The organism is Saccharopolyspora sp. ID03-671, from assembly GCF_045278815.1.
Classification (GTDB): Bacteria; Actinomycetota; Actinomycetes; order Mycobacteriales; family Pseudonocardiaceae; genus Saccharopolyspora; species Saccharopolyspora ipomoeae.
On the sequence record NZ_CP134054.1, the window covers coordinates 3,008,650 to 3,024,738 of the forward strand.

Sequence of the window (16,089 nt, forward strand, 5' to 3'; positions counted from 1 at the left end):
TGACCGGATCACGGCCGTTCTCCGGTCTCGGATTACGGCCGTTCTCCGGTCTCGGATTACGGCCGTACTCGGGTCTCGGATTACGGCCGTACTCGGGTCTCGGATTACGGCCGTACTCGGGTCTCGGATTACGGCCGTACTCGGTGACCGGATTACGGGCGTAATCCGTGTTGCGAGCGGAGCGAGCAGCGAAAAGGCCGCCATCCCCGGTGGGGGTGGCGGCCTTTTCGGGTCTTGCGGGGAGCTGCGTCAGTCGCTGCTGGTGAAGTAGGACAGCAGGCGCAGGATCTCCAGGTACAGCCAGACCAGCGTGGTCATCAGGCCGAACGCGATGTACCAGGCGAACTTGGCGTCCACACCGCTGCGGATCGCCTTGTCGGCTGCGTCGAAGTCCAGCAGGAAGCTGAACGCCGCGATGCCGATGCACAGCAGGCTGAAGCCGATGCCCAGCGGACCCGCCTCGCGCAGCCCCAGGCCACCGGCCATGAAGAAGCCGGCGACCAGGTTGACCAGCATCAGCACCGCCGCACCCGCGACCGCGCCGATGATCCACTTGGTCAGCTTCGGCGTCACCCGGATCGCGCCGGTCTTGTAGACGACCAGCATCGCGGCGAAGACGCCGAGGGTGCCGACGACCGCCTGCATGATGATCGCCGAGCCGAAGCTCGATCCGAACACGTAGCTGATGCCGCCGAGGAACACGCCCTCGAACGCCGAGTAGGCGACGACCAGCGCCGGGCGCACCTTCTTGGTGAAGACGATGACCAGCGAGATGACCAGGGCGATCAGCGCCGCGGGCAGCGCCAGCACGACCGCGGGCGGACCGACCAGGTAGGTCAGCGCCGCGGTGATCACCGCCAGGGTGAGGGTGATCGCGGTCTTGGTGACGACGTCGTCGATCGTCATCGGGCGCGCGGTCTGCGGCGGAGCAGCCGGCGCCTGGCCGTAGGGCGACTGCTGGCCCTGGCCGTAGTTGAAGTTCGCGTAGCCACCGGCCATTTCCGGCAGCTTGCGGAACGCGGGGTTGCTCGTTGTGCGCAACTCATCCTCCTGGGCGTTCTTGCGCCGTCACCAGATCCAACGACCGGCGGTCCCGATCGGTTCCCGTTTCGGTAAAACCGGACTTTACCCGACGCAAAAGGCCGGTGGACACAAGATCCACCGGCCTTTACCTGCGAGTTATCTAACGCCGCTTCTTCGCCCTGGACGCCTGCTTGCCCGGGCGGTTCTTCGGCTGGTTCTTCTTGCCACCCGGCTTGCCACCGGGTCGCTGCCCCGGCGCGGGCTTGGACGGCTTGGCCTCGGTCGCGGTGGCCGTGGCCGACTCGCCCTCCTCCTCAGAGGCGGGCTTGCCGCCGTCGCGCACCGGCTTCTGGCCCGGCTTCGGGCGAGGCGTGGCCTTCTTCGCCTCGATCTCCTTCTGCCGCTCGCGCTCCTGCTCGGCGTCGATCTTCTTGGTCAGGAAGTGCTGCTGGCCCAGCGTCCAGACGTTGTTGGCCAGCCAGTACAGCAGCACCGCGATCGGCAGGAACCAACCCGAGATCAACGCACCGATCGGCGCGATGTACATCATGAACTTGGCCATCATGGCCGACTGCGGGTTGGCCATCGAGGCGTCGGTCTGCTTCTTCACCGACAGGCGCATGGTGAAGTAGGTCGCGATCGAGGCGATCACCATCAGCGGGATCGCGACGATCATCATCGACGTCCGGTCGGTGCCGAACAGCGCCAGCTCCGCCTCGGGCTGGGTGATCCAGTTCGAGAGCTTGGCGCCGAAGATGTTCGCCTGGATGAACGAGTCCACCCCGGCCTTGTCGAAGACGAAGTTGCTCTCCGCGCCCGGGTGGAAGTTCCGCAGGACGTGGAAAAGGCTCAGGAAGACCGGGATCTGCAGCAGCGCGGGCAGGCAGCCGCCGAGCGGGTTGACCCCGTGCTCGGACTGGAGCTTCTGCATCTCCTGCGCCATGCGCTGGCGGTCGTTCTTGTACTTCTCGCGCAGCTTCTGGATGTGCGGCGCGAACTTCGCCATCTTGCGGCCGGCCCGCATCTGGCTCAGCGCGGGCTTGATCAGCACCGTGCGCAGCGTGAACACCAGGAAGAACACGGCCAGGGCCCAGGCGAACCCGTTGTCCGGCCCGAGCACGGCTCCGAAGATCTTGTGCCAGAACCACAAGATCGCCGAAACCGGGTAGAGGATGAAGGAGAAGAAACTTTCCACTCAGCTACTCCTGGTCATGGGCCGCTGGAGAGCAAGCGCCCGACGTCGTTTCCGTCCGGCGCAAACCGGGCCGTGCGTGCGCGGCTGAACCCGCCTGAAACGCAGGTCCGGCCAGTTCAAGGGTGCCATGCCCCGACGCGGGTCGGTGTCCGCCCCCTGACAGCCCGCGTCGCCGCACTGCGAACACGGAACGTTTGCGCAGGTCACGCGGACAGGTGACATGCGCTATACCGGACCCGGCGAGTTCCGGGTCCGGGTCGACGCAGCGTCACCGACGTAGCGCTCGGGCGATGATCCGACCGGCGAACAGGTAGATCAGCGCGGCGAGGCCGTAGTTGAGCACCAGGCCGATCGTCGCGTCACCGGGCGTGAACACGTCGCCCAGGCCGAGCACGAAGAACTTCGCGGTGCCGTAGGTGAAGGCCACGAAGTCGTTGTCCTGGTTCGCACCCGTCACCGAGAAGATGATGTGCAGCACGAACACCAGCGCGATCAGCGCGCTGAGCACCTGCACCGTGCGCCCGATGGCGTCGGCGCTGGGCCCGCGGAACCCGTCCCGGTCACGCCGGTCGTAGTCCCGGTCGCGGTCGCGCTCCCGCTCGCGGCGGTCGTAGTCGTCGCGGTAGCGATCGCGCTCCGGCTCGCGGTAGCGGTCGTCGTACCTGTCGTCGTAGCGGTCGTACCGGTCGTCCCGGTAGTCGTCCCGGTAGCCGTACGGGTCGGCGTACGGGTCGTCCCGGTAGCCGCCGACGCGGGTCTCCGGGTACGGGTTGTTGGCCGGTGGCTGGTAGCCGGGAACTCCTGCGGGCGGCTGCTGCACCGGAGGCTGTCCCTGCGGGTACTGCGGCGGCTGCCCACCCATCGGCGGCTGCGGCGGCATCTGCTGCGGCGGCGGTCCGCCCTGCGGCGGCCCCGGCGGCTGCCCTCCGGGTGGCGGGGGCGGCATCTGACCCGGCGGGACCTGCGGAGGCCTCGGCTGACCGCCCTGCGGCGGGCCGGGCGGCTGCGGACCGCCCTGGGGCGGTCCCGGCTGCTGCGGTCCTGGCTGTCCCGGCACCGGTCGTCCGGTCCGGGGGTCTCGCTCGTAGGCCATGAGCGCGCATTGTCGCGGTTACCCCACCCACCGCGAAACCCCCACCCCGCAGCCGCACTCGATGAGGCGCACCACAGCGACCACCTCGTCGGCGCCTCGCGACGTCGAGATCGCCACCGCGGTCCGTTCTTCGCACCGTCCGAACAGGACAGACCGACCGGGGTCCGCATCTCCGAGGATTCACCGAACGGATACCGGAACGCGACCGGGGGAACATCGCCCGGACCAGGTTCGCGCAGCGTGAGCCGGGAGATGTCCCGCAGCTGCGCGACATCGGGGAAGCGGTTCGTCGAACGCGAAAATCCCTCGGCAGCAACGGGAGTCACCCGAAAGAGATTGCTCGCTTGCGCTGATGGGGGAGGTACGGGACGAGTTGACCCGTTAGATTGGAAAAGTGCCCCCGGTCGGGTTCGAACCGACACTCTGACGATTTTAAGTCGTCTGCCTCTGCCAGTTGGGCTACGGGGGCCGGGCTTCGCACCGGCACGGGTGCCGGTACGCCACTACGACGCGGCCGGGCCCCGTAAGGTTCCCGCGGTCGTGAAACTTCCACGCACTCGTGGTCTGATCACCAGCTGCCCCATTCGCCCACCGTCGCCGACTCCGCCAACTCGTCGTACCGCGACCGCACCCAGTCGTGCACCGCCGCGGAGACGTCCTTGCTGTCCGCGCGCTGCTCGAACCAGCGCCAGTCGCAGTTGACGTTGACCTCGAGGAACACCCACTCGCCGGCCACGCGCAGCAGGTCGAAGCCCGCCACGTCCAGCCGCCAGCGCTCGCACAGCCGCAGCAGCGGCTCGACCAGCTCCTCGGGCAGGTCGACCGGTTCGACCACTACCGACTCCGGATCGACCCACAGCTGCGCCGGGTCCAGCTTGTTCACCCGGAACCCGATCGCGCGCCGTCCCACGACGAACACCCGCAGCTCCTCGTCGGCGTCGAGGAACTGCTGCACCAGCACGGGTGCCGGTTCGCGCGCCTCGCCGCCGGTGCGGCGGACGTCCAGCGGCTGCGGGAAGAGCCCGCGCAGCGCACCGGGTTCGGGTTCGAGCATGTGGTGACCGGCGGTCTTGACGATGCACTGCGCGCCACCGGGGCGGCTGCGCCCGGGCATCGTGGTCACGGCGGTGCGCGGCACGCGCAGGCCGACCGACGCCGCGCCCTGAAGCTGCGTCAGCCGGTCGAGCCCTTTCCTGGACCGCCGCGTGTTCACCTGTCCCCAATCGTCCCGGGTGGTCAGCCAGTCACCGACCGCCTGCCACTGCTCCCGAACATAGGACCCGTAGACGGTTGCGGGATCAACGGGTACGGCGGTCATGTCGAAGTGTCGCCGCCAGACGAGTACCGGGCGCAAGAGCCAGCGCTGGAATTCGATCAGAGGAGTATCGGCGTAGACCGTCAGTGGCAGGTCCAGACACCGATCGGCGTCGATGCGCACCATGCGGATGTCGTGCTCGGCCAGCGCCACGGAGAGGTCGTTCATCTCCATGTCGGTCGCGCGCGAGAGCACGACGACGCAGGGAATCGGATCGCCCGGCTCCTCCTCGACGAGCCCCGCCTGGTACATCCGCTCCTGGAAGTCCAGCGGGGTGTCCGGTGCGCGGACGAAGTAGTCCTGCCCCTGCAGCAGCACCGGCGTCGGGCGGAGTTCGGGTTCGGCCCGTTCCCCCGGTTCAGCGGGCCGGTCCTCGGCCGCGCACATGGTCAGTCGTCCTTCTTCCGGAACACCTTCGACGCTTCGGCGTAATCCGCTTCGAAATCGGCGATGGGGCCGTCCTGCGCATCCCCACTGCGCAAGATCGCTGCCAGTTCTTTCAGCGTCAAGGGATTCACCCCTTCCCCCGTGTGACGCATCCTTTCAGGTGAAGACTTCGTCTCAGTCTTCGTTTTCCCGCTACTGATTGTCAAGGATAGCGGGTCGACTGTCCACCGCTCGGACGAGGATCTTGGAAACATGAAGGCCGCGCGTCATCGTCGACGCGCGGCCTGGGTGTCCATCGGCTCGGTGAGGCGTCAGCTCGCGGCGGCCCGCTCGAAGGCAGCGCGCGGGTTCTCGATCTGACCCATCGACACGGCTTCCCGCTTGAACAGGAAGGCCAGCGTCCAGTCGATGACGATCCGCATCTTCCGGTTGAACGTGGGCATCCGGCTCACGTGGTAGCTGCGGTGCATGAACCAGGCGACGAAGCCCTTGGCCTTGAACCCGTAGACGTCCGCGACGCCCTTGTACAGGCCCAGCCCGGCGACCGAGCCGGCGTACGCGTGCCGGTACTCCTTGGTCGGCTTGTCACGCAGGGTGGCCAGCACGTTCTTGGCGAGCTGGTCGGCCTGGCGGACCGCGTGCTGCGCGGACGGGGCGCAGGTCGCGTTCGGGTCCTCGTCGGTCTTGGACAGGTCCGGCACGGCGGCGACGTCACCGGCGGCCCAGACCCCGGGCAGGCCCTCGACCTGCATGTGGGCCGAAGCCTTGACGCGGCCCCGCTCGTCCAGCGGCAGGTCGCTGTTCTTGACCACCGGGTTGGCCTTCACGCCCGCGTTCCACACCAGGGTGTCGGTGTCGAACTCGGTGCCGTCGGACAGGACGGCGTGACCGCCCTCGATCGACTTCAGGAAGGTGTTCAGGTAGACCTTGATGCCGCGCTCTTCGAGGGCCTTGACGACGTAGACGCCCATCTTCTCGCTCACCTCGGGCATCACCCGGCCGGCGGCTTCGACGAGCGCCCAGGACATGTCGTCGGGGCTCAGGTTCTGGTAGTCACGGCTCGCGTAGCGGGCCATGTCCTCGAGCTCGGCCAGCGCCTCGACACCGGCGAACCCGCCACCCACGAAGGTGAAGGTGAGCAGCCGCTTGCGCAGCTCCTCGTCGTTGGTGTTGGCGGCGGCGTCCATCTTGGCCAGAACGTGGTTGCGGAGGTACGTCGCCTCGCCCACGGTCTTGAGCCCGATGCCTTCCTCGGCGAGGCCGGGGATCGGCAGCAGCCGGGATACCGAGCCCAGCGCCACGACGAGCACGTCGTAGGCGAGCGTCTCGGTACCGCTCTGCGGGTTCTCGATCGTGACGAGCTTCTCGTCGTTCTTGATCTCGGTGACAGATGCGGTGATCACATGGCACCGCTTCAACACTCGTCGCAGTGGCGCTACCACGTGGCGGGGTTCAACCGAACCCGCGGCCGCTTCCGGCAGGAAGGGCTGGTAGGTCATGTGCGGCTGAGGATCGACGACCGTCACGGAGGCCTCACGGCGACCCAGCTTCTTCTGCAGCTGAAGTGCCGTGTACATGCCGACGTAACCGCCGCCGAGGATGAGAATCCGCGTGGGATCGGATTTACCAGCCATGGCTTTATCGTCGCACCACATACCGTGACGGCGCTGCAGCTACCCCCCTTAATGTGACGCCAGTCGCGAGTGGCGTCGATCACGATCAACGCGCGGTAGGCGACCATACGCGCTGCGTACGCGCTCTGTAACGAACAAGCGCGGAAGGGTGAACCGGGCCGGGGCCGCACCGCTGTCCGAGGGCGAGCCGGCTGCGCCCACCCTACCGAATCTTCGGCGGGTGCGGCCCAGCGCGCACCGATTCTTGATCAAGTTGACCGTGTCCTGGTCCGACTTGTCAAAGAACGGCAACGCACCGGAAATCCTCCGTGTTGATCAAGCCTACCGGTCGGCCTCGCGCGCGATCCGCTCCAGGCCCTCGCGGTACTCCCGCCACTGCTCCTGGTCGTCGCCGGTCATGTTGTCGCCGGGTTCCCTGAGCCCGACGGACCCGTCGATCAGCTCGCGCACGACGTCGAGGTGACCGGCGTGCCGGGCGGTCTCACCGATCATGTGCACGAGGATCCGGTGCAGCGTGACCTCACCGCTGGGCCACCACGGCACCGACCCGACGGCGTCGAGGTCGAGCGCCTCGACGGTGGAGTCCGCGTGCGCGCACGCCCGGCGGTAGAGGTCGAGCACCCACTCGCTCGACTCGTCCGCCGCCGCCCACAGGTCGGCGTTGAACTCGGCGTCCGGCTCCATCCACGGCGTCGGGATCCCGGAGGGCCGCCCGAAGACCTCCCCGAAGTACCCGAGCTCCATCGTCGCCAGGTGCTTGATCACCCCCAGCACGTTCGTCCCGGTCCCCGTCATCGGCCGCCGGAGCCCGTACTCGGAAAGCCCCTCGGCCTTCCACACCACGGCCGTCCGCCCCTCGACCAAGTACCGCCGCAACTCCGCCTTCACATCACCCATGAACGAGAACCTCCCAGCCCCCACCGACACTCAGCCGCGGCGGCGGGTCGCACCAGGGGCGAGGCGAATTCCGGGCGATCCTGGAGGCGTGCCTCTACGAGACAGAGGTCGGAATGCCCCGGGTGCACCTGGCCTTGCGACTCGCCCGACGCCCACGACGCCGCGCTCCTGAGCCGAGCTCATCCCAGGAGCGCCCCGAGGTCGTCCGCTCAGCCGGTTGTGCCCGGGTCTCGGCGGTAGGTGGCCGGGGCTGTGCCGACGACCTGGGTGAAGACGCGGGTCAGATGGGCCTGGTCGCTGAAGCCGAGGTTCGCGGCGAGCTCGGCCCAGTCGACCGGTTCGCCGGAGTGCGCCGCTGCCGTGGCGTCGAGGAGACGGGATCGCTGGACGACCCACTTCGGCCCGACCCCGACGTACTCGGCGAAGAGGCGCTGCAGGCTGCGCAGGCTCACCCCGGCGTGCTCGGCGAGCTGCTCGGCGCGGACGATGTCCGATCTCCGCTGGGCTTGGTCGACCAGTGCGGTCACCTCGCGCCCCACGGGGTCCGGTTCGGGTTCGCAGGCCAGCAGGTAGGCGTCGAAGACCGGGACGATCCGCGCGGTATCGCTGGTGGCCAGGATCTGCGCGGCGGCCGGGCGGTCGTCGTGGCCGAGGACGTCCTCGGCCGGTCGGACGGTGCCCGAGATCGTCCCGACCCCGGTCTTCAGCAGCGCGCGGAACCCGCCGGGGTGGAACGCGGCGCCGAGCACGTGGCCGACGCCGCGCAGCGTGCGGAAGAACGGTTCGCGCGAGACGCCGTGCACGAGGAGCCTGCCGTCCTCGGCGGCGACGTGGATCCGCGGCTGCGGCACGACCTGCTGGCGGTGCTCGGTGACGTTCCAGCGGACCAGCCAGTAGTAGTCGACGAACTCGGCCAGCGCGGGGTCCGGGTCGAGGCGTTCCACCTCGAACGCCCGCTCGCCCGCCTTCGGCCGCACGATCGCCTCCGGCCGCCCGGTCTTCGACATGCGCTCAGCCTAGGCCGTCGCGTTTGTACAAGACCGGTGATTCATCGCCGACCTAGCTTCGGGGGCATGATTTACCAGCACGAAGCAGCCGGCCGCTTCAGCGTCACCTCGTGGTCGGAACACCTGATCACCGACATCGACGGCGAAGGCACCGCGGCGGGCGACGCCTACTACCCGAATCGCGGCCTCACCCGCGCCGACGTCCGGTACACCTACACCGGCGAGATCGAGGGCACCAGCACGCTGACCTACCTCATCGCCTACAAGGCCGACGCGGCACCGGTCCTCAGCTTCGAGCACTTCGAAGGCTCCATCGCAGGTCACGAAGGCACCCGCGTCTTCCAGCACTCGGGCAGCCAGGACAAGGCCTCGGTGACGGCCCACCTCCAGGTCGTCCCCGGCATGGGCACGGGCGGCCTCGAAACCCTCCGAGGCGAAGCCGACATCACCATCGCGGGCCACTCCGACGACGGCTACGACCTCACCCTGACCTACTCCCTGGCGGGAGCGCGATGATGTTCGGTCACATCGCTTCGATGAAGGCGAAGCCCGGCAAGCGGGACGAGGTCGTGGCGCTGCTGGTGGGCGGGGTGGAGAACCTGCGGCAGCACGGGTGCGAGTCGTACGTGGTGGCGACCTCGGCGACCGATGACGACACCATCTGGGTCACCGAGGTGTGGCGGAGCCGGGAGCACCACGCGGCGTCGCTCGAACTGCCCGAGACGCGGAAGGCCATCGGCGAAGCGATGCCGCTGCTGACCGGCGAGTTCAGCGGGCAGGCGACCTCGATCGCCGGGGGTCTCGGTGTTCTCCGGGCTGACTGGTGTTCACTCGATGCGGAAGTCGACGGTTTTTCCTCGAATCACCCATGATCAATGTCCGAAATGTCCGGACAGTTTTCACTAAAACTGTCCCCTGGTGACGCACCGCGACCCCGGGGACGGATGGCTCACGGGACTCCCGCCAGGTGTTTTGCCTGGTTGAAGGTCTCGTGGAGCATCTCCGGGGTGAGCTTTCCGGTGAAGGTGTTCTGCTGGCTGACGTGGTAGCAGCCGAGGAGGTGGAGGGGCGGGCCGTCGTCGGTGGCAGGGAGTTCGGCGTGGGTGAGGTGGCCGAACTTCGGGCGCGGGCGCGGGACCTGCCAGGCCGCGTTGGCGAGGACCGGGAGGAGGGCCTGCCAGCCGAAGGCGCCCAGGACGACCACGACGCGCAGCGTCGGGCGGAGGAGGTCCAGTTCGCGGACCAGCCAGGGGCGGCAGGTGTCGCGTTCGGCCGGGGTGGGCTTGTTCGCCGGTGGGGCGCAGTGGACCGGAGCGGTGATCCGGACGTCGCGCAGGGTCAGGCCGTCGTGCGGCGAGACCGCGTGGGGCTGGGAGGCCAGGCCGACCTCGTGCAGCGCTCGGAACAGGACGTCGCCCGAGCGGTCTCCGGTGAACATCCGGCCGGTGCGGTTCGCGCCGTGCGCCGCCGGGGCCAGGCCGACGATCGCGATCCTCGCGTCGTGCGGCCCGAATCCCGGGATCGGCCGACCCCAGTACTCCTCGTCGCGGAAGGCGGCGCGCTTGACGCGGGCGACCTCCTCGCGCCACGCGACCAGCCGGGGGCAGGCCGTGCAGCGGGTGACGAGCTCGTCCAGTTCGGTCAGATCGGCGGCGCGCGGGGCCGCGTCGGCGGGCGACCCGGCCGGTGAGGAGATCAACTCCGAAGGCGTTTCCACGGTCCAAAACTGACAGAAAACGACTCCGGTGGCACGTACTGTGGGCGGCATGGCAGAGGAGAAGGCCGCCGAGGCGACGAAGCACGAAACCACCCCGGCCGAGCCGGTGGACGACCTGGTCAGCACCCATCACGCGATCACCGTGGACGGCACCGAGCTGTCCTACACCGCCACCACGGGACGTCTGGTGCTGCGCGACGAGGTCTACGCCGACGGCAGGTTCGACGGGCACAAGCCCAAGGCCGAGGTGTTCCTGACCTCCTACGTCCTCGACGCCGCACCGGATTCCAACCGCCCGGTGACCTTCGCGTTCAACGGCGGCCCCGGCTCGGCGAGCGTGTGGCTGCACCTCGGCGTGCTCGGCCCGCGCCGGGTGATCTCCGGTGACGCCGACGACCTCGCGCCCCCGCCGTACGGGCTGGCCGACAACCCCGAGACGCTGCTCAAGCACAGCGATCTGGTGTTCATCGACCCCGTCTCCACCGGCTACTCGCGGGCCGTCGAGGGCGGAAACCCCGGTGACTTCCACGGTTTCCAGGGCGACATCGAATCGATCGCCGAGGTCATCCGGCTGTGGACCACCCGCAACAGCCGGTGGATGTCGCCGAAGTACCTCGCCGGCGAGTCCTACGGGACGCTGCGCGCCGCCGCCCTGGCCGACCACCTGCAGTCGCGGCACGGGCTGTACCCGAACGGGCTGCTGCTGATCTCGTCCGTGCTGGACATGGGCACGATCCGGTTCACCGAGGGCAACGACCTGCCGTACTCGCTGTACCTGCCGACCTACGCCGCCATCGCCCACCACCACGGCAAGCACGGCGACCGGCCGCTGCGCGAGGTCCTCGACGAGGCCGAGAAGTTCGCCGCCGAGGACTACCCGTGGGCGCTGGCCCGGGGCGCGCGGCTCACGCCCGAGGAGCGGGCCGACGTGGTGCGCAGGCTCGCCGAGCTGTCCGGGCTGTCCGAGGACTACGTGGACCGCGTCAACCTGCGCATCGAGCACATCCGGTTCTTCACCGAGCTGCTGCGCGACGAGCGCAGGACCGTCGGCCGGATGGACGGCCGGTTCACCGGCTGGGAACCGGACGCGGCGGTGGAGCGCTTCACCGACGACCCGAGCATCTCCGGCATCCGCGGCGCCTACTCGGCGGCGATCAACCACTACCTGCGCGAGGAGCTCGACTACCGCAGCGACTTGCCCTACGAGACCCTGACCGGCCGGGTCCAGCCCTGGTCGTACAAGGAGTTCGAGGGCGCGGCGGTGTCCGTCGTGGACAAGCTGGGCGCGGCCATGCAGGCCAACCCGCACCTGCGGGTGCACGTGGGCTGCGGCTACACCGACGGCGCCACGCCGTACTTCGCGGCCGAGCACGTCCTGGCCCGGCTGCCCGTCCCGGACGAGCTGCGGGACAACATCGACGTCCGCTACTACCCGGCGGGCCACATGATGTACGTCCACGAGCCGTCCCGGCTCCAGCAGTCCGAGGACCTCGCGAACTTCGTCAGTGGGCGCTGACGCGGAAAAATCGCGCGGCACGGCCGTCGCTTGCGATTGACAGGGCCGGTCGGTGGGTGACACTGATCGGGTGGTCAAGACGCTGCACCCGCAGAACTACCAGGACGTCTACTACGTGGGCGACTACTACCGGCAGGGCAACGCCGTGCTGATGGACCTCACCGGCGTTCCGGGGTCCGAGGCGACGCAGCTCGTCGACTTCGCGGCGGGCCTGGTCGTCGCCCGCGGCGGCGAGATGCAACGGGTCGCGCCCAAGGTCTTCCTGCTCAGCCACCCCGAGAACCAGAACCAGAGCTGACACGACGCGGGCGCCCCCTCCGGAGAACCGGTGGGGGCGCCCGCGTCTCGTCGCATCACGCCACGACGTGGGGGTGTTCCTCCGCGAAGTGGCAGGCCGTCGGGTGGGTGCCCGTGCGGATCTCCAGCTCCGGTGCCTTCTCGGCGCAGATGTCCTGGGCCTTCCAGCAGCGGGTGCGGAATCGGCAGCCCGACGGCGGGTTGGCCGGGCTCGGGACGTCGCCGGTGAGGCGGATGACCTCGCGCTTGCCGCGCAGGGTCGGGTCCGGCACCGGGACCGCCGACAGCAGGGCCTGGGTGTACGGGTGCTGCGGGTGCTCGTAGATCTCGTCCTCGGTCCCGACCTCGGCGATCTTGCCGAGGTACATGACCGCGACCCGGTCCGACAGGTGCCGGACCACGCCCAGGTCGTGGGCGATGAACACGTACGACAGCCCGAACTCGTCCTGCAGGTCGCCCAGCAGGTTCATCACCTGCGCCTGGATCGACACGTCCAGCGCCGACACCGGCTCGTCGCAGACGATCACCTTCGGCTTCAGCGCCAGCGCGCGGGCGATGCCGATGCGCTGCCGCTGACCGCCCGAGAACTGGTGCGGGTAGCGGTGGACGTGCTCGGGGTTGAGCCCCACGACCTCCAGCAGCTCCTGCACCTTGCGCCGCCGCTCCGCCTTCGGCGCCACCTCGGGGTGGATCTCGAAGGGCTCGCCGACGATGTCGCCGACGGTGCGCCGCGGGTTCAGCGAGGTGTAGGGGTCCTGCAGCACGATCTGCATGTCCCGGCGCAGCTTGCGCAGCTCGGAGCCGCGCATCTTGAAGATGTCGCGCCCCTCGAACGTCGCGGTGCCGCTGGTCGGGTTCTCCAGCCGCATCAGCACCTGCGCCAGCGTGGACTTCCCGCAACCGGATTCGCCGACGACACCGAGGGTTTCGCCCTTGTTCAGGTCGAACGACACGCCGTCGACCGCCCGCACGTGCCCGACGGTGCGGCGCGGGATGCCCGCGCGCACCGGGAAGTGCTTGACCAGGTCGTTGACCTGGAGGATCGGCTCAGCCACGGCTCATCATCTCCTCCGCGAAGTGGCAGGCGCTGACCCGGCCCAACCCGAGGTTGTGGTCGGTCGGCACCTCCGTGCGGCACTTGTCCTCCGCCCGCGCGCAGCGCGGGTGGAACGGGCATCCCGGCGGCACCGCCATCAGGTTCGGCGGCAGCCCCTTGATCGTCTCCAGCTCCTGGCCCTTGAGGTCCAGCCGCGGGATCGATCGCATCAGGCCGTCGGTGTAGGGGTGGCCCGGGGCCTTGTACAGCGAGTACGCGTCGGCGGACTCGACGATCCGCCCCGCGTACATCACCACGATCCGGTCCGCGACCTCGGCGACGACGCCCAGGTCGTGGGTGATGAGGATCAGGCCCATGCCGCGCTCGCGGCGCAGCTCGTCGAGCAGGTCCATGATCTGGGCCTGCACCGTGACGTCGAGGGCCGTGGTCGGCTCGTCGGCGATGAGCAGCGTCGGGTCCAGGGCCAGCGACATCGCGATCATCGCGCGCTGCCGCATCCCGCCGGAGAACTGGTGCGGGTACTCCTTCACGCGCTGCTTGGCGTTCGGGATCTTCACCTGGTCCAGCAGCTCGACGGCCTTGTTCGTGGCGTCCTTGCGGGACATGCCGCGGCGGGTCCGCAGCTGCTCGGCGATCTGGAAACCGACCGTGTAGACCGGGTTCAGCGCCGACAGGGCGTCCTGGAAGATCATCGCCATCGAATCGCCGCGCAGCTCGCGCCTGCGCTCCTCGGTGGCGGTGAGCAGGTCCTCGCCGCGGTAGCGGATCGAACCCCCGGTGATCGCGCCCGGCGGGATGTCCAGGATGCCCATCACCGTCTGCGCGGTGACGCTCTTGCCGGAACCGGATTCGCCCAGCACGGCGAGGGTTTCGCCGGCGTCGACGTGGTAGTTCACGCCGTTGAGGACCTTCGCGACGCCGTCCCGGGTGCGGAACTCGACGTGCAGGTCCTCGACCTCCAGCAGACGTTCCGCCGAGGTCTCGTGTTCGTGTGCGGACACAGCGGTCACTCCTACTTCTGCTTCGGGTCGAGCGCGTCGCGGACGGCGTCACCGAGCATCACGAACGCCAGGACCGTGAGCACCAGGAAACCGGCCGGGAAGAACAGCAGGTGCGGCGCCGACTGGATGTAGTTGCGCGAGTCGGCGATCATCACGCCCCACGACACGACCGGCTCGCGCAGGCCGATGCCCAGGAACGACAGCGTCGCCTCGGCACCGATGAACCCGCCGAGCGCGATGGTCGCGTAGACCATGACCGGCGCGAGGGTGTTGGGCAGCACGTGCCGGAAGATGATCCGGCCGGAGCTCGCCCCCAGCGCGCGGGCGGCCTTGACGTAGTCCTGCTGCTTGGCCGCGATCGTCGCCGACCGCATGATGCGCATCGACACCGGCCACGACAGCACGCCGATGGTGAGCACCACCTGGGTGACGATCCGGGTTCCGCTGGGGACCTTCACCTCCGCGTTCATCGTGGTCAGGATGACGATCGCGCCGAGCACGAACGGCAGTCCCATGAAGATCTCGGAGAACCGCGAGATCAGCGTGTCCACGATGCCGCCGAAGTACCCGGAGATGATGCCGATGACGCCGCCGAGCAGCACCGTCAGCAACGTCGCTGCCAGGCCCACCAGGATCGACGCGCGGGCGCCGACGATGGCGCGGGCGTAGAGGTCCCGGCCGAGGTTGTCGTAGCCGAACCAGGCGTCCGCCGACGGGGTGTCGCGGGCCTTGGTCAGGTCCTGGAAGTTCGGGTCCACGCTCGTGAACAGCTGCGGGAAGGCGGCGATGATCAGCAGCACCACGATCATCGCCGAGGCGATCAGGAACAGCGGCCGTCGGCGCAGATCGCGCCAGGCGTCGCTCCAGAGCCCCCGGGGCTTCTCGTTCTTCGCCTCCTCGGAGGCGCCCGCTTCGGTGTGCGCGGCCGCCGCTTCGGCGGCCGCGAGGGTGGTGGGGGTTCGGTCAGTCATATCGGATCCTCGGGTCGAGCACCGCGTAGAGAACGTCCACCAGCAGGTTCATCAGCAGGTAGACCAGCACCAGCACGGTGACGATCCCCGTCACGGTGGTGCCTTCCTGAGTGGTGATCCCCTTGAAGACGAGACCACCGATACCTCGGATGTTGAACACGCCTTCGGTGACGATCGCACCGGCCATCAGCGCGCCCAGGTCGGTGCCCAGGAACGTGACCACCGGGATCATGGAGTTGCGCAGCATGTGCACCCCGACGACGCGGCGGGGCGTGAGGCCCTTGGCGACGGCGGTGCGCACGAAGTCGGCGCGCTTGTTCTCCATCATGCTGGTCCGCGTCAGCCTGGACACGTAGGCCATCGACAGGGATCCGAGGACGAACCCGGGAACGATGAGTTCGCCGATCGAAGGATCGGAGGAGACCGTGGTCCTGATGATGCCGAGCTCGGAACCGAGCACGATCTGCAGCACGAAACCGGTGACGAACACCGGCAGCGCGATCAGGAACAGCGTGGACACCAGCACCAGGTTGTCCAGGAAGCCGCGCCCGCGCAGGCCGGTCAGAACACCGGCGGCCAGACCGATGACGCCCTCGATGATCAGGGCGACGATGGCGAGCCGCACGGTGATCGGATAGGCCTGTTCGAGCAGCGAGGAGATCGCGACTCCGGAGTAGGTCTCCCCGAAATCACCCGTCAGCAGCTTCCCCAGGTACTTGACGTACTGGATGATGAGCGGATCGTCCAGGTTGTACTTCTGGTTCATCTCCGCGATGTAGGCGGGAGGACAGCCGCGGTCGCCGCACTTGCCCGCGAACGGGTCGCCGGGAATCGCCCACACCAGCGCATAGATGATAAAAGTCGTCCCGATGAAGACCGGGATCAGTTGCAGCAGGCGCCGCAACACGTAGCGACCCATCCGGGCCTCCTCCATCAACAGCAGCGCGGGACCCGGCCCACCGGGTTGCGGTGGGCCGGG

At 68.6% G+C, this 16,089-nt stretch carries 16 protein-coding genes and 1 tRNA gene; 4 read left to right on the forward strand and 13 right to left on the reverse strand.

Annotation, left to right across the window (positions count from 1 at the left end; all coding sequences use genetic code 11):
• Positions 1–249 precede the first annotated feature (249 nt).
• The 8 genes from REH65_RS13600 to REH65_RS13635 form a co-directional block, all read right to left on the reverse strand.
• Positions 250–1,041, reverse strand: a complete 792-nt coding sequence (locus REH65_RS13600; RefSeq protein ID WP_406692689.1) for a Bax inhibitor-1/YccA family protein — start codon at positions 1,039–1,041, stop codon at positions 250–252.
• 142 nt (positions 1,042–1,183) lie between these two features.
• Positions 1,184–2,218 carry a membrane protein insertase YidC gene (gene yidC, locus REH65_RS13605; RefSeq protein ID WP_406692690.1) on the reverse strand — a complete coding sequence of 345 codons (1,035 nt, stop codon included), beginning with the start codon at positions 2,216–2,218 and terminating at the stop codon, positions 1,184–1,186.
• Positions 2,219–2,486: 268 nt separating this feature from the next.
• Positions 2,487–3,311 carry a hypothetical protein gene (locus REH65_RS13610; RefSeq protein WP_406692691.1) on the reverse strand — a complete coding sequence of 275 codons (825 nt, stop codon included), beginning with the start codon at positions 3,309–3,311 and terminating at the stop codon, positions 2,487–2,489.
• Between the two features lie 395 nt (positions 3,312–3,706).
• A tRNA-Leu gene (locus tag REH65_RS13615) sits at positions 3,707–3,780 on the reverse strand.
• A 99-nt stretch (positions 3,781–3,879) separates the two neighbouring features.
• A complete protein-coding gene (locus REH65_RS13620) occupies positions 3,880–5,013 on the reverse strand; it encodes a RimK family alpha-L-glutamate ligase (protein WP_406692692.1) in 1,134 nt (377 codons plus the stop codon).
• Between the two features lie 311 nt (positions 5,014–5,324).
• Positions 5,325–6,647, reverse strand: coding sequence for an NAD(P)/FAD-dependent oxidoreductase (locus REH65_RS13625; protein WP_281458130.1), 1,323 nt, complete (start codon positions 6,645–6,647; stop codon positions 5,325–5,327).
• A gap of 321 nt (positions 6,648–6,968) precedes the next feature.
• On the reverse strand, positions 6,969–7,544 hold the full coding sequence (locus REH65_RS13630; RefSeq protein ID WP_281458131.1) for a DinB family protein: 576 nt from the start codon (positions 7,542–7,544) through the stop codon (positions 6,969–6,971).
• Between the two features lie 209 nt (positions 7,545–7,753).
• A complete protein-coding gene (locus tag REH65_RS13635; protein WP_406692693.1) occupies positions 7,754–8,551 on the reverse strand; it encodes a DUF6597 domain-containing transcriptional factor in 798 nt (265 codons plus the stop codon).
• Between the two features lie 66 nt (positions 8,552–8,617).
• Between REH65_RS13635 and REH65_RS13640 the strand changes: the two genes are divergently transcribed.
• Together REH65_RS13640 and REH65_RS13645 are read left to right on the forward strand one after the other, a co-directional pair.
• Entirely contained in the window at positions 8,618–9,067 is a 450-nt protein-coding gene (locus tag REH65_RS13640; protein ID WP_406692694.1) for a DUF3224 domain-containing protein, read from the forward strand.
• On the forward strand, positions 9,067–9,423 hold the full coding sequence (locus tag REH65_RS13645; protein WP_406693156.1) for a putative quinol monooxygenase: 357 nt from the start codon (positions 9,067–9,069) through the stop codon (positions 9,421–9,423). The genes REH65_RS13640 and REH65_RS13645 overlap by 1 nt, the downstream gene beginning before the upstream one ends.
• A 77-nt stretch (positions 9,424–9,500) precedes the next feature.
• On the opposite strand, the gene REH65_RS13650 is transcribed toward REH65_RS13645, so the two are convergent.
• A complete protein-coding gene (locus REH65_RS13650; protein ID WP_406693157.1) occupies positions 9,501–10,247 on the reverse strand; it encodes a uracil-DNA glycosylase in 747 nt (248 codons plus the stop codon).
• A 70-nt stretch (positions 10,248–10,317) separates the two neighbouring features.
• Between REH65_RS13650 and REH65_RS13655 the strand changes: the two genes are divergently transcribed.
• On the forward strand, positions 10,318–11,784 hold the full coding sequence (locus REH65_RS13655) for a S10 family peptidase (RefSeq protein WP_406692695.1): 1,467 nt from the start codon (positions 10,318–10,320) through the stop codon (positions 11,782–11,784).
• A gap of 52 nt (positions 11,785–11,836) precedes the next feature.
• Positions 11,837–12,082: a cell division protein SepF gene (locus REH65_RS13660; RefSeq protein ID WP_281458136.1), complete on the forward strand. Its 246-nt coding sequence runs from the start codon at positions 11,837–11,839 to the stop codon at positions 12,080–12,082.
• A 55-nt stretch (positions 12,083–12,137) separates the two neighbouring features.
• Here the strand turns inward: REH65_RS13660 and REH65_RS13665 are convergent, their stop codons facing one another.
• Genes REH65_RS13665 through REH65_RS13680 form a run of 4 tightly spaced genes read right to left on the reverse strand, consistent with a single transcriptional unit; the run spans position 12,138 to position 16,029 of the window.
• Positions 12,138–13,136 carry an ABC transporter ATP-binding protein gene (locus tag REH65_RS13665; protein WP_406692696.1) on the reverse strand — a complete coding sequence of 333 codons (999 nt, stop codon included), beginning with the start codon at positions 13,134–13,136 and terminating at the stop codon, positions 12,138–12,140.
• Positions 13,129–14,139 (reverse strand): ABC transporter ATP-binding protein, encoded by a 1,011-nt coding sequence (locus REH65_RS13670; RefSeq protein ID WP_281458138.1) that lies wholly within the window; start codon positions 14,137–14,139, stop codon positions 13,129–13,131. The genes REH65_RS13665 and REH65_RS13670 overlap by 8 nt, the downstream gene beginning before the upstream one ends.
• 11 nt (positions 14,140–14,150) lie before the next feature.
• Positions 14,151–15,110, reverse strand: coding sequence for an ABC transporter permease (locus REH65_RS13675; protein ID WP_406692697.1), 960 nt, complete (start codon positions 15,108–15,110; stop codon positions 14,151–14,153).
• Complete coding sequence (locus REH65_RS13680) at positions 15,103–16,029, reverse strand: ABC transporter permease (protein ID WP_406692698.1); 927 nt, start codon at positions 16,027–16,029, stop codon at positions 15,103–15,105. Before REH65_RS13680 ends, REH65_RS13675 begins: the two co-directional genes overlap by 8 nt.
• Positions 16,030–16,089 lie beyond the last annotated feature (60 nt).

Excerpts from the sequence above, each read along its gene's own strand:
- REH65_RS13640 (WP_406692694.1), top strand. The coding sequence starts at position 8,618 with ATGATTTACCAGCACGAAGCAGCCGGCCGCTTCAGCGTCACCTCGTGG.
- REH65_RS13645 (WP_406693156.1), top strand. The coding sequence starts at position 9,067 with ATGTTCGGTCACATCGCTTCGATGAAGGCGAAGCCCGGCAAGCGGGAC.
- REH65_RS13630 (WP_281458131.1), bottom strand. The coding sequence starts at position 7,544 with ATGGGTGATGTGAAGGCGGAGTTGCGGCGGTACTTGGTCGAGGGGCGG.
- REH65_RS13655 (WP_406692695.1), top strand. The coding sequence starts at position 10,318 with ATGGCAGAGGAGAAGGCCGCCGAGGCGACGAAGCACGAAACCACCCCG.
- REH65_RS13675 (WP_406692697.1), bottom strand. The coding sequence starts at position 15,110 with ATGACTGACCGAACCCCCACCACCCTCGCGGCCGCCGAAGCGGCGGCC.
- REH65_RS13620 (WP_406692692.1), bottom strand. The coding sequence starts at position 5,013 with ATGTGCGCGGCCGAGGACCGGCCCGCTGAACCGGGGGAACGGGCCGAA.
- REH65_RS13625 (WP_281458130.1), bottom strand. The coding sequence starts at position 6,647 with ATGGCTGGTAAATCCGATCCCACGCGGATTCTCATCCTCGGCGGCGGT.
- REH65_RS13610 (WP_406692691.1), bottom strand. The coding sequence starts at position 3,311 with ATGGCCTACGAGCGAGACCCCCGGACCGGACGACCGGTGCCGGGACAG.
- REH65_RS13680 (WP_406692698.1), bottom strand. The coding sequence starts at position 16,029 with ATGGGTCGCTACGTGTTGCGGCGCCTGCTGCAACTGATCCCGGTCTTC.
- REH65_RS13635 (WP_406692693.1), bottom strand. The coding sequence starts at position 8,551 with ATGTCGAAGACCGGGCGGCCGGAGGCGATCGTGCGGCCGAAGGCGGGC.